Origin of the sequence: Amycolatopsis benzoatilytica AK 16/65, assembly GCF_000383915.1 — a bacterium.
Taxonomy (GTDB): Bacteria; Actinomycetota; Actinomycetes; order Mycobacteriales; family Pseudonocardiaceae; genus Amycolatopsis; species Amycolatopsis benzoatilytica.
Genome location: NZ_KB912942.1, coordinates 251,482 through 264,327 on the forward strand (window position 1 = coordinate 251,482; position 12,846 = coordinate 264,327).

10 protein-coding genes are annotated in these 12,846 nt (G+C 70.0%); 5 read left to right on the forward strand and 5 right to left on the reverse strand.

What is annotated here, in order from left to right:
- Positions 1-12: 12 nt before the first annotated feature.
- The 3 genes from AMYBE_RS0101210 to pdhA are packed head-to-tail and all read right to left on the reverse strand — an operon-like array spanning position 13 to position 3,358.
- Positions 13-1,236: a dihydrolipoamide acetyltransferase family protein gene (locus tag AMYBE_RS0101210; RefSeq protein WP_020657499.1), complete on the reverse strand. Its 1,224-nt coding sequence runs from the start codon at positions 1,234-1,236 to the stop codon at positions 13-15.
- Positions 1,236-2,252 carry an alpha-ketoacid dehydrogenase subunit beta gene (locus AMYBE_RS0101215; RefSeq protein ID WP_020657500.1) on the reverse strand — a complete coding sequence of 339 codons (1,017 nt, stop codon included), beginning with the start codon at positions 2,250-2,252 and terminating at the stop codon, positions 1,236-1,238. The genes AMYBE_RS0101210 and AMYBE_RS0101215 overlap by 1 nt, the downstream gene beginning before the upstream one ends.
- Entirely contained in the window at positions 2,249-3,358 is a 1,110-nt protein-coding gene (gene pdhA, locus AMYBE_RS0101220) for a pyruvate dehydrogenase (acetyl-transferring) E1 component subunit alpha (RefSeq protein WP_020657501.1), read from the reverse strand. Before pdhA ends, AMYBE_RS0101215 begins: the two co-directional genes overlap by 4 nt.
- Positions 3,359-3,518: 160 nt before the next feature.
- On the opposite strand from pdhA, the gene AMYBE_RS0101225 reads away from it, so the two are divergent.
- Complete coding sequence (locus tag AMYBE_RS0101225; protein WP_020657502.1) at positions 3,519-3,950, forward strand: Lrp/AsnC family transcriptional regulator; 432 nt, start codon at positions 3,519-3,521, stop codon at positions 3,948-3,950.
- On the opposite strand, the gene AMYBE_RS0101230 is transcribed toward AMYBE_RS0101225, so the two are convergent.
- Positions 3,951-4,427: a GNAT family N-acetyltransferase gene (locus AMYBE_RS0101230; protein ID WP_020657503.1), complete on the reverse strand. Its 477-nt coding sequence runs from the start codon at positions 4,425-4,427 to the stop codon at positions 3,951-3,953. It lies immediately after the preceding gene.
- Between the two features lie 185 nt (positions 4,428-4,612).
- Between AMYBE_RS0101230 and AMYBE_RS0101235 the strand changes: the two genes are divergently transcribed.
- From AMYBE_RS0101235 to AMYBE_RS0101250, 4 genes are all read left to right on the forward strand, one after another.
- Positions 4,613-5,302, forward strand: coding sequence for a GNAT family N-acetyltransferase (locus tag AMYBE_RS0101235; protein WP_027927266.1), 690 nt, complete (start codon positions 4,613-4,615; stop codon positions 5,300-5,302).
- 265 nt (positions 5,303-5,567) lie between these two features.
- Positions 5,568-6,476 carry a ribonuclease Z gene (locus AMYBE_RS0101240; protein ID WP_020657505.1) on the forward strand — a complete coding sequence of 303 codons (909 nt, stop codon included), beginning with the start codon at positions 5,568-5,570 and terminating at the stop codon, positions 6,474-6,476.
- Positions 6,477-6,582: 106 nt separating this feature from the next.
- Positions 6,583-9,933, forward strand: coding sequence for a TM0106 family RecB-like putative nuclease (locus tag AMYBE_RS0101245; RefSeq protein ID WP_020657506.1), 3,351 nt, complete (start codon positions 6,583-6,585; stop codon positions 9,931-9,933).
- A gap of 1,095 nt (positions 9,934-11,028) precedes the next feature.
- Complete coding sequence (locus tag AMYBE_RS0101250) at positions 11,029-12,144, forward strand: FAD-dependent oxidoreductase (RefSeq protein WP_020657507.1); 1,116 nt, start codon at positions 11,029-11,031, stop codon at positions 12,142-12,144.
- 144 nt (positions 12,145-12,288) lie between these two features.
- Here the strand turns inward: AMYBE_RS0101250 and AMYBE_RS0101255 are convergent, their stop codons facing one another.
- Entirely contained in the window at positions 12,289-12,807 is a 519-nt protein-coding gene (locus AMYBE_RS0101255; protein WP_020657508.1) for a lytic polysaccharide monooxygenase auxiliary activity family 9 protein, read from the reverse strand.
- Between the last annotated feature and the right edge of the window lie 39 nt (positions 12,808-12,846).

A 12,846-nucleotide genomic window follows, 5' to 3' on the forward strand; every position in this document is an offset into this window, starting at 1 on the left:
GACCGTCCGCTGTCACAGGTTTCGCAGCAGCCGCACCGGATTCTCGATGCAGTCGGCGACGAAGCGGAGGAATCCGCCCGCTGTGGCGCCGTCGCACACCCGGTGGTCGAACGCCAGGGTCAGCTCGGTGATCTTGCGCGCGGCGGCCTGGCCGTCCACGATCCACGGCCGGTCGATGATCCGGCCGACGCCCAGGATCGCCACCTCCGGGTAGTTGATGATCGCGGCGGAACCGTCCACTCCGAACACGCCGTAGTTGTTCACGGTGAAGGTGCCGCCGGTCAAGTCGGCGGGTGCGAGCCGTCCGCCGCGCGCCTGCTCGGTGCGTTCGGCGAGCGCGGCCGAGAGATCTTCCAGGGTGTGTTCGTGCGCGTTCTGGACTACCGGGACGACCAGGCCGCGGTCGGTCTGCGCGGCGAATCCCAAGTGGACCGAGGACGGAATGACGATCTCGTCGCCGTCCAAGTGGGCGTTCAACTCGGGGAACCGGCGCAGGCCGGCGACCGCGAACCGGCCGAGGAGCGCGAGCAGGCTGATCTTCGGGCGGTGCGGATCGGCATTGAGCGCGTGCCGCAGTTCCAGCAAACCGGTCGCGTCGACATCCACCCAGACCGTTGCCTCCGGGATCTCCCGGCGGGACCGGCTGAGCTTGTCCGCGACGGTTTTGCGCAGGCCCCGCAACGGGATCCGCTGCTCGTCCGGCGAACTGGCCGAAGGGGCGACGGTCGCGGCGATCGCGCGTTCCACGTCGGCGCGGCTCACGATTCCGCCGGTTCCGGTCCCGGTGAGCGCACGCAGGTCCACTCCGGACTCGCGGGCGAGGCGGCGCACGAGCGGCGAGACGACCCGGATCCGGTCCGAAACCGACGGCGGCGGCGAGACAGGCGCCTTGCTGCCTCGTGGCCGCCGGGTCCGCCGGGTGTGGGCCTTGCCGGTGCCGTATCCGATGAGGACGTTCCCGCTGCCTTCCGGCGTGACCACGCCGGGTTCGACGAAGTCCGCGGCATCGTCCACCGTGATCAGCGGGCTGCCGACGGACAGCACCTCGCCCGCCGCCCCGTGCAGCGTCGAGACCCGGCCCGCGAACGGAACCGGCACCTCGACGCTCGCCTTGGCGGTTTCGACCTCCACCACGGTCTGGTCGATCGTGACGGTGTCGCCGACCCGGACGTGCCATGCGACGATCTCCGCCTCGGTCAGTCCTTCGCCGAGGTCGGGCAGCTTGAAGACGGCCATCACTTCTCCCCGTCGAGCGGAGCCGAGTCGTCCCACTGGAGGCGTTCGATCGCGTCCAGGATCCGGTCGACGCCGGGCAGGTGGTGCTGTTCCAGATTCGGGGCCGGGTAAGGAATGTCGAACCCGGCGACGCGCCGCACCGGCGCTTCCAGGTAGTGGAAACAATGCTCCGACAGCTGAGCGGCCACCTCCGCGCCATAGCCGCAGAACCGGCTTGCCTCGTGCACGACGATCGCGCGTCCGGTACGGCGCACCGATGCGGCGACGGTTTCCAGGTCAAAGGGCGCGAGGCTGCGCAGGTCGATCACCTCGGCCTGATAACCCTCTTCCGCGGCGGCTTCGGCCGCTTCCAGCGTGGTGCCGAGCGCACCGCCGTACGAAATGAGGGTGACGTCGTCGCCGGTGCGCCGGACCACCGCTTTGTCCAAGCCGGGCGACCGGTGTCGCGGGTCGACAGCGCCCTTTTCCCAGTAACGGCGCTTGGGCTCCAGGAAGATGACCGGGTCCGGGCTGGCGATCGCGTCGCGCAGCAAGGAGTAGCCGTCCTCCGGGGTCGCCGGGGTGACGACCCGCAGGCCGGCGGTGTGCGTGTAGTAGACCTCGGAAGAATCGCAGTGGTGCTCGACGCCGCCGATCCCGCCGCCGTAAGGCACCCGGATGACGATCGGCAGCTCGACCCGGCCCTTGGTGCGGTTGCGGAGTTTGGCGAGGTGGCTGGTGATCTGTTCGAACGCCGGATAGGCGAACGCGTCGAACTGCATTTCGATCACCGGGCGCAGCCCGTTCATCGCCATCCCGATCGCCGTGCCGACGATGCCCGACTCGGCCAGCGGCGAATCGAAGACCCGGGCCTCACCGAAGCGTTCCGCCAGCCCGTCGGTCACCCGGAAGACCCCGCCGAGCGTGCCGACATCCTCGCCGAAGACAAGGACTCGCTCGTCCTCGGCCAGAGCGTCGGCGAGGGCGCGGTTGAGCGCTCCGGCGAGCGAGAGCGTGGTGTCCAGCGTCGCGGTCATGCGTGGTCCTCGGAATTCTGGGCGTTCTCAGCAGCCAGTTCGGCGGCCTGCTGACGCAGCGCGGCAGTCGGCTCGGCGTAGACGTGCCGGAAGAGATCCGCCGGATCAAGCTCGGTGTCGACATTCATCCGCGTACGCAACGCAGCTGCCTCTTCTTCGGCGCGCGCGTCGATCTCCTCCTGCACCTTGTCGTCAAGGAGGCCACGGTCGGTGAGGTACTGCTTAAGGCGGCTGATCGGATCGCGCGTGAGCCACTGCTCCACTTCGACGCGTTCGCGGTAGCGCGTGGCGTCGTCAGCGTTGGTGTGCGACTCGATGCGGTACGTGAGAGCTTCGATGAGCGTCGGTCCTTCGCCAGCCGCGGCGCGCGCGACGGCCTGCTCGACGACAGCGTGTACAGCGGCCGCGTCATTGCCGTCAACGAGCACAGAGGGCATCCCGTAGCCGACGCCCTTGTGCGCAAGGGAAGGCGCGGCTGTCTGCTTTTCTAGCGGGACACTGATCGCGTAGCCGTTGTTCTGAACCAGGAAGACCACTGGTGCCTTCCACACTGCGGCGAAGTTCAGCGCTTCGTGCGTGTCGCCCTCGCTGGTGGCACCGTCGCCGAGAAGGACCAGCGAGACAGTGTCTTCGCCCTTCACGCGCGCAGCGTGCGCGAAGCCGACTGCGTGCAGCGTGTTGGTGGCGAGCGGGGTGCACTGCGGCGCCACGTTGGTGCGGTACGGGTCGTAGCCGCAGTGCCAGTCGCCGCGCAGGAGCGTGAGCACCTCGACCGGGTCCACGCCGCGCGCGACGATGGCCACTGAGTCGCGGTACGTGGGGAACAGCCAGTCCTGCGGCCGCAGTGCGAGGATCGAGCCGATCTCGGCGGCTTCCTGTCCGCGCGCCGACGGGTACACCGCGAGCCGGCCCTGCTTGGTGAGCGCGGTGGCCTGAGTGTCGAAGCGGCGGCCGGACACCATGCCGCGGTAGAGGCGCAGCAGCACGTCGTCGGCGGGCATTTCCAGCGCCGGGTCCGGCATCGGCGTGCCGTCCGCGGTCACGAGGCCCAGCGGCTCGTCGCTGGGCAGGAAGTAGGACGCGGCAGTGCGTTCCGTAGTGGTCACCGACAGCTCCCATCGACAAGACGAGTAGACCCAGATATTCGCGGTCTGACGATCAGGGGTCCAGCCTTATGCGGGAAGTGTGGAATGATGGCTGAGTCAGGCAGTGCTCAATGGACGATTGGCTAGCGGGGTAGCGCGGATGTCCCAGCCGGGTGGACAAATGGCAGCGGCCCTGGACGAGGTCGACCTGAAACTCATCGCCGAGCTGAAGAAAGACGGTCGCGCTTCGATGCGCGCGCTCGCCGAACGCGCGCACATCTCGCGCGCCGGCTGCTACACGCGCGTCGAGCGGCTGCACCGCGAAGGCGTGATCACCGGCTACGCGGCGGTCACGGATCCGCGCCGGCTCGGCCAGGGCCTGGCGGCGTACGTGTACCTGAAGGTCACCCAGAACTCCTGGCGCACGGTCAGCACGGAACTGAAGCAGATCCCGGAAATCGAACACGGCGGCCTGGTTTCCGGGGACAACGACCTGATCCTGTTCGTCCGGACCCGGGACGCGGACAGTCTGCGCGACTTGGTGTTCGAGCGGCTCCAGGCGATGCCGGACGTGCTCTCGACGCACACCGTGCTGGTGTTCGACGAGCTGTGATCAGCGCGGTTTGACCAGGTAGACAGCCTTCTTGAGGACACCGGTCGGCTCGACCGGCATCGGTGTGCGGCGGTAGCCGGCGCGCTCGTAGATCGCGATGTTGCGCTCGCTGGCCGCGCCGGTGAACAGCACGTACTGCTTCGCCTCCGGCGGAGCCTGCTGCTCCGCGTGCGCGAGAAGGAACCGGCCGAGACCGTGCCCGGCGAGGTCCGGCGCGACCATCAGCCTGCCGATTTCCCAGCCGTCTTCGACCGCCCTCGCGCGGACGGCGGCGACCAGCCGGGGCCCCTGGCGGACGATCCAGCTGTCCCAGCTCTTGATCGCTTCGCTGACCTCGGCGAGGGTCTCGGTCAGCGCCGGGTGCTCCAGCGTGTTGTTGAGCACCGCTTCCTGAACCCAGCAACACCGTTGCAGCACCATGAGTTCGGCGGCGTCGTCGGGGGTGGCGGGCAGCAGGGTCGCGCCGGGGAGGTCCATGCGGTCCTGTTTATCCGCGATCGCACGTCATGGCAACGGGTGAGGAGGCGTGCGCGACTGCGTTCCTGCGATTCCTTGCCGACCTCCGGTCCTGCTCGACCGCTCAACAGGTGGGAGCCGCTGGCCGCGAAGATCCAGGCGCACGCATCCTGTACAGGTCGACCCCGGATCCGAATGGCAGGCAGATGAGCACGTCCCCGCTCAGCAATCCCGCATGGGCAGCATTGACCGGCCGGCAGGCGCACTTCGCGGAGCAGAAAGGCCAGGTGCTGCGGTACCCGGTCGACGTGTCGCCGTTCCAGGCCGTGCCGGACCGGCCGGACGAGCACGTCTGGCAGGACCTCGCCGACCTGGTCGGCCCCGGTGTCTCGGCCTGGGTGGTCGGCGGCATCGCAGTGCCCGCGCCAGCGGGCTGGACGGTCGAGCACGAGGTGCCGGGCGTCCAGATGGACGGTTCGGCCGTCGACGCGGCGCCGGACGCGGAAGCCGTGCGGCTCACCGAGGCTGACGTGCCGGAGATGCTCGACTTGACCGAACGTACGAAACCCGGCCCGTTCCTGCCGAAAACCATCGCGCTGGGCACCTATCTGGGCATCCGCCGCGACGGCGCATTGGTCGCCATGGCGGGCGAGCGGATGCGGCTGCCGGGCTGGACCGAGATCAGCGCGGTGTGCACCGATCCGTCGTTCCAGGGGCAGGGGCTGGCCGGCCGGCTGGTCCGCGCGGTCGCGGCGGAGATCCGGGAGCGCGGGGACCGGCCGATGCTGCACGCGGCGGGGAGCAACACCGGGGCGATCCGGCTGTACGAGAAGCTGGGGTTCCGGCTGGCACGGGAGATCGTCTTCGGCGCGTACCGGACTCCGGCGCAAGGCTAGGGTCTGGTGGTCCCGATCCAGGTCCGGGAATGGCCCCTTGACGGAATCTGAGTCCGGCAGGGGCCCGTTGAGGGAATCTGCGTCCGGCAGGGGCTCGTTGAGGGAATCTGAGTCCGGCAGGGGCCCCTTCACGGCAGTTCCGCGGCGAGGCGGACAGGATCACGCGACCCGAGCGGAGCCAGTGGAAGACACCGGTAAGCCGGTTTGGTCTGGCCGGACGCAATTCGGTGGCACCTCGCCCTCGTGGACCGAGAGGATGGTGCCCATGTCCCGACGCGAGCTCGTCGTGCTGGGTTCGGCGAGCCAGACGCCGACCCGGCACCGCAACCACAACGGCTACCTGCTGCGGTTCGACGCCGACGGCGTGCTTTTCGATCCGGGCGAAGGCACTCAGCGGCAGATGACGCACGCGGGCGTGTCGGCGAACGAACTGACCCATCTCTGCGTCACCCACTTCCACGGCGACCACAGCCTGGGCCTGGCCGGGGTGATCCAACGCCTCTCGCTCGACGCGGTCGCCCACCCGGTGCGCTGCCACTACCCGGCGTCCGGCCAGGAGTACTTCGACCGGTTGCGGCACTCGACGGTCTTCCACGAACGCACCGAACTGGTCGAGCACCCGGCCTCTGGACCCGGTCCGCTGGACGGCCCGCTGTCGGCGTATCAGCTGGACCACCGCATCGACTGCTTCGGCTACCGCTATGCCGAACCAGACGGCGTCCGGATGCTCCCGGACGCGTTGGCCGCGGCCGGCGTTCGCGGGGCCGACGTGCGGAAACTTCAGGCGGACGGCGTGTTCGTCACGCCTGAGCGCACCGTCGGGCTGGCGGACGTGAGCGTCCCGCGCCCGGGACAGGTGGTCGCGTTCGTGATGGACACGCGCCTGTGCGAGGGCGCGTTCGCCTGCGCCCGGGAAGCGGACCTGCTGGTGGCGGAATCGACCTTCCGCGCGGACGACGCCGACCTGGCGCACCGCTACGGGCACCTGACCAGCACCGAAGCCGGCCTCCTCGCGGCGGAGTCGGGTGCCCGGGAGTTGCTGCTCACGCACTTTTCGCAGCGATACCCCTACGCGGAGGCCGACCGGTTCCGCGATGAGGCGGCGAAGGTATTCGACGGGGAGATCCACGTGGCACGGGACTTGGACGTCGTGCCGCTGCCGTCGCGGCGTTGAGCGGAAGGCACCCGGCAGCCAACGCACCCGGCGCCGACGATTTCCGGCGGCGTGTCGGTACCCACCCGGGCCGCGCGGGTACCGGCTCGTGACAGACTGCCGAGCGATGTACACGCCGTCTGATCTCGCTGACCTGCTCGAATGCGAGCACCGGAGCATCCTCAACCAGGCGCTGGCGGCGGGGATTCCCGGCGCGCCGCGGCCCGGTTCCGGGCCCGATCGGCTGGCGGTGAAGTACGGGCGCGAGCACGAGGCGGCCACCCTCAACCGACTGCGCGGCGAGCGCAGGCAGGTCGTGGAGATCGAGGAGCACGATCCGGTCGCAGCGGCGAAGGCGACCGAGGAAGCGCTGCGGGGCGGCGCGCCGGTGGTCTACCAGGCGGTGTTCCACGACGGCGAGTTCTCCGGGCGCGCGGACTTTCTCCTCCGCGACGACCAGGGCCGCTACGAGGTCTATGACACCAAGCTCGCTCGGCACGCGAAGCCGTCGGCGGTCGTGCAGCTGACTGCGTATGCCGACGCGTTGCGGCGCGGCGGCTGGCCCGCCGGTCCGGAGATGCACCTGCTGCTCGGCGACGGCAGCACGCGCAGCCTGCGCGTCGACGACTTCCTCCCGCTCGTCGACCGGCTCCGGGACCGCTTGCTGGACCGGCCGCCGCAGCTGCCGGATCGGGTCTGGGCCGACGAGCGGCCGGCTTGCACCGGGTGTGCCTTCGCTGATCATTGCTCGTCCGCGCGGGAGGCGGACCGCGATCTGTCGCTGGTCGCGGGGATGCGCGGCGAGCAGCGGCGCAAGCTGGCGACTGCTGGTCTCGGCACGATCGACGCGCTCGCCGCGGCGGACCCGGCCGACCGCCCGCGCGACATGTCCGAGGGGACGTTCGCCTCGCTGCGCGCGCAGGCGGCGATCCAGGTCCGGCAGGACGAGACCGGCGAGCTGGCCTGCGAAATCATCGATCCGGACGCGCTCGCCGGGCTGCCCGAAGCCAATCCCGGTGACGTCTACTTCGACATGGAAGGCGATCCGTACGCGCAGGCCGGCGCCGGCCTGGAGTACCTGTTCGGCGCGGTCACCCCGGACGAGCGGTTCACGCCCTTCTGGGCGCATTCGCGCGCGCAGGAGAAACGGGCGTTCGAGGAGTTCATCGACTTCGCCACCGAGCGGCTCGCGGAAAATCCTGGCGCGCATGTGTATCACTACGCACCGTACGAGGTCACCGCGATCAAGCGGCTCGCCGCGGTGCACGGAACGCGCGAGGAGGCCGTGGACGAGCTCGTGCGCAGCGGAGCGATGATCGACCTGTATGCCGTGGTGCGCAAAGCTTTGCGGGTCGGGCAACGGTCGTATTCGATCAAGTACCTGGAGCCGCTGTACATGCCGGAAGCGCGCGACGGCGAGGTGAAAACGGCGGCGTCGAGCATCGAGGCGTACGAGGAATATCTGACGCTGAACGCGACCGGCGATGCTGAGCAGGCTGCCACCGTGCTGCGAGGAATCGCTGACTACAACGAGTACGACTGCGTTTCCACCTGGCGGTTGCACGAGTTCCTTCATCGGGTGCGGTCCGAAGCCGGGATCGAGCTCGCCGAACCGGCACCAGAGTCCGAAGTGGACGCTCTGCTGCGCCGTACCGAGGAAGAGGAAGCGGCACAGCGCCGCGCCGAACGCGCCGCCGCGATGGCCGCGCTGGTCGACCCGCTGCTCGAGGGTCTTCCGGACGACCCCGCGGACTTCACCCCGGACGAGCACGCCCGAGCGCTGCTGGCCGCGTCGGTCGGCTACCACCGGCGCGAGACGAACCCGGCGTGGTGGGAGTTCTTCCGGCAGCTGGCCGCGCCGATCGGCGACCTCGAGGTCGACACCACCTGCGCGGTCCCGGTTTCGGTAACCGCCGGGGAATGGGTGCCGCCGTCGGGCCGGCTGCGGACCGCCAAGCGCACGCTGGTGGTGCGGTGCGACCCGGACCGGCCGCATCCCTTCGCGCCGGGCGATGACGTGCGGTTGCGCTACGGCGCGGGCGCCCGGGACGCGAAAGTCGTTTCCACGACAGCGGTCGAGGTGACGCTGGAGGAGAGCAGCGCGCCCGACCAGACCTCGGACGACCGTCCGGCCGCGGTTCTGCCCGGCAGCCCGGTCCGTCCGTCGCCGAAGGACGAGGCGGTCGCCGACCTGGCCCGATTGGTCGGCGAAACGTTGCCGGAACTGCCGAAGCATCCGGGTGTCGACCTGCTGCGCCGGGTGCCGCGACTGCGCGGCGGACTGCCGGCGCCGGGCGAGGACTTGGTCGCGACGGTCATTTCCGCGGTGGACGGCCTCGACGGGTCGGTGCTCGCCGTCCAGGGGCCGCCGGGTGCCGGGAAGACCTATCTGGCCGGGAAGCTGATCGCGCATCTGGTGCGTTCGGGGCGGACCGTCGGGGTCACGTCGAACAGCCACAAGGCGGTCGAGAACGTGCTTTCCGCGGCGATGGAGAACGCGCCGTCGATGGCCTGCGCCAAGCGGGCCAAGCGGACGCCGGATCCGTCGCTGCCGTGGGAGCAGCCTAAGAACAACACGGCGCTGGTGCGCTGGCGCGAAGAACACGACACCGGGCACCTCGTCGGCGGCACGGCGTGGACGTTCGCCAACGCCGCGGTCCGCGACGAACCGTTCGACGTGCTCGTCATCGACGAGGCCGGCCAGTTCGCGCTCGCGGACGCGCTCGCGGTGTCGATGTGCGCGAAGAACGTGGTGCTGCTGGGCGATCCGCAGCAGCTGCCGCAGGTGGTGCAGGGCACGCACCCGGCGGGTGCGGAGGCGTCGGCGCTCGGCCACCTGATCGGCGACGCGGACATCATCCCGCCGGATCTGGGCTACTTCCTCGACCTGACGCGCCGGATGCATCCTGACGTGTGCGCGCCCGTTTCGCGGCTCTCGTACGCGGGATTGCTGCACTCGCACCCGTCGGCTTCGCGTTCGATCGACGGTTTTCGCTCAGGTCTCTATCTGGCGTCGGTGGAGCACCGCGGCAACACCACCCGGTCGGTGGAAGAGGCCGAGCAGGTCGTTTCGGTGATCAAGTCGTTGCATGGCCGGTCGTGGGAAGGCCGCCCGCTGACCGATGCCGATTTCCTCGTGGTCGCGCCGTACAACCTGCAGGCCCGGGTGGTGACGCGGGCGCTGTCCGACGCCGGGCACGGCGACATCCGAGTGGGCACGGTGGACCGGTTCCAGGGCCAGGAAGCCCCGGTGGTGGTGACGACCATGACGTCCTCGTCGGCGGTCGATCTGCCACGCGGACTGGATTTCCTGTTGTCCCGCAACCGGTTGAACGTGGCGCTGTCGCGCGCGCAGTCGGTGGCGGTGCTGGTGTGCTCGCCGCGGCTGCTGGAGGCGGACATCCGGACGGTGGAGCAGATGCGGCTGGTGTCGGGGATGCTCGGGTTGCTGCGGGACGCTCGGGAGTGGGTTGGCTGAGCCGCGAAGATCCGTCCGGCAGCGAACTCGCCGTTCCGGCCAACCCGCCGCACCGGTCGGACAACCCGTTGCCGGGAAACAAGATCGGGCTGTCCCGCCCGGCCGTTCCGGTGGGGGGCCGGCGGCCGGGCGGGACACATGTCCCCGCTGCGCGACCGTGCGGGAGCGGGCGCTGCGAGCGGGGTAGCCAGGGGCGCCCCGCGTCGACCGGTTGGGCCCGGCGGCGGGGGCGCGGGGACCCCGTCCGCGCGGGGCACTGGGGGGAGATGCCGCTGCGGACGGGGGGTTTGGGGGCCGGTGCGGTGGTCGCCTGCGCGGCGAGTAGCGCGACCAGGCTCCGGACGGAGCCGGTATTCCTGGAAGGCAGTGTGGTGAGGCCCGGGGACATCACCGCACCGGCTCCTGAGTACAACGCTTGCGGGCCGGGAAAATTCCCGCCCCGCCGGGTAGGGGTGTGCTCCCGCTCTCCTCCGGACCGGCTGGGGGTTGACCGGCCGGCGGGAGCAGGAGCACCGGTTCCCGTCCCCGCGCCTGAGGGGGAGCAGATGCGCGGGACGGGTGGTTCGTCGCCGGTACGGGGGCCGCCTCGCGGCGAGTGGCACGACCAGGCTCCGGCCGGACCGGTATTCCTGGAAGGCAGAAGGTGAGGCCCGGGGGCACCTCCGTACCGACACTCTGTACAACGCGCGGACCCGGCGAATGTTCCGGCCGCGCAAGGTGATGTGGGTCGCCATCGAACGAGTGGCGGCGCGGCCCGGGGACGCGGCGACCAAACGATTGCTCAGGTGTCCGGCAAGACGGCACCGGCCGTGCCTTCGTCTGGAGCGGATGGTCAGGCCGTGCCTTCGCCTCCCTCGGATGGTCAGGCCGTGCCTTCGCCTCGAGCAGATGGTCAGGCCGGACCTTCGCCTCCCTCGGATGGTGAGGTCGTGGCTTCGTCGTGAACGGATGGCGCGCTGCGTTCGGGCAGCCGACTCGGAGCGGGCATCGTCGACAGGCGGGTTGACCCAGGTCACTCGCGAACGAACTTGTTCGTAACGAACATGTTCGTTAGAGTGGCTCAGGTACCCACTGGAACGAAACCTGGAGCACCCCATGACCATCACCATCGTCGGTGCCGGCCTCGGCGGCCTCACCCTCGCCCGCGTTCTCCACGTCCACGGCATCGAAGCCACTGTCCTTGATCTGGACGCGTCCCCGACCGCACGCACTCAGGGCGGGATGCTCGACATTCACGAAGACGCCGGCCAGGTCGCCCTCCGCGCTGCCGGCCTCCATTCCGAATTCCTCGGTCTCGTCCATGCCGGAGGCCAGGAAACCCGCGTCTACGACCGCGCCGCGACACTCAGGCATTCCCAACCCGACGACGGAGCCGGTGATCGGCCGGAAGCGGAACGCGGCGCCCTTCGCGACCTCCTCCTCGACTCCCTCCCCGAGGGCACCGTCCGGTGGGGCACGAAAGTCGTCGCCGCCGAAGGGCTGCCTGGTGGGCCGCACCGGCTCGTCCTCGCCGACGGCACGTCGCTGACCACCGACCTGCTGGTGGGCGCGGACGGGGCCTGGTCGCGGGTCCGGTCGCTCGTCTCGCCGGAGCAGCCGGCCTACACCGGAATCTCGTTCGTCGAGATCGACCTTCTCGAGGCGGACGTGCGCCATCCGGCCGCCGCCGCGCTGCTCGGCGGCGGGATGACCTTCGCGCTGGGCGCGGACAAGGGGTTCCTTTCGCACCGCGAGCCGGACGGCAGTCTGCACGTTTACGTCGCCCTCCGCGTACCGGAAGACTGGGTCGACTCGGTCGACTTCACTGATGCGGCGGCCGGGAAAGCCGCTGTGCTGAACCAGTTCGACGGCTGGTCCGAGCGGCTTCGCGCGCTGGTCGTGGACGCGGACGGCGCGCTCGTACCGAGGCTGATCCACGCGCTGCCGATCGGACATTCGTGGTCCCGGGTTCCGGGCGTGACGCTGCTGGGCGACGCCGCGCACCTCATGTCGCCGTTCGCGGGCGAGGGCGCGAACCTCGCCATGCTGGACGGTGCGGAGCTCGGGCTCGCGCTGGCGCGGCATCCGGGGGAAGTGGAGCGTGCGCTCGCCGAGTACGAGGCGGAGCTGTTCCCGCGCAGCGCGAAGTCGGCCGCGGCGTCGGCGCAAACGCTGGAACTGTGCTTCGGCAGTGAGGCGCCTCGGGGCATCTTGGAGTTGTTCGGCGCCTGAGATCAAAGCTGGCTTTCCCTGACGCTGGGAGCTGGCTCAGCGCTTGTCTCAGGCGCCGAGCGGTCCACTGGCGTGTCCGTGAAGGGACCCTTGCGGGACTTGGATTCCCTCGAGGGGTCCCTCACGGACCGGCCGCCGGGCGGGCTATCCGCCGACGTTCAGGTCGATGCAGGCGTAGAACGCGTTGCCGGTATCCGCGATGTTCCACACCGCGAGCACCTTCCGCGGTCCGGGATAGGCACTGAGGTCGACCTGGTGCGAGACGGTCTCCGGCGGGATGGAGTCGTTGCCGCTGAAGCTCGCGACCATGGTGTTGCCGATGTAGTACTCGTAGTCCAGGGTGCGGTGCCGGGCGGTGAAGACCCAGTCGAACGTGACCTGGCTGCCGACCGGGGTGACCGTCCAGCCCTTGCTGTCGTCGTCGAGGTCGGCGAACCGGTCGACGCCGCCGCTGCAGCTGTGCAGGCCCTTCGGGCCCTCGACGCTCTGCGGTTCCCACTGGATGTCGCCGCAGGACACGGTTCCGTCCGCGCACTGGGCCTGCCGGCTCGGCGGGGAGTTCACGTAGCCGTGCGCGCTGGCGATGCCGGGTCCGATCAGCATCAGCGCCGGAGCGAGCACCACGCCGCCGAGAGCGGCGAGGATCGAGCGTTTGCGGGGCATTGCTGGCTCCTTCGAAGCCGGGCCCGCTCCCGCGCCGGC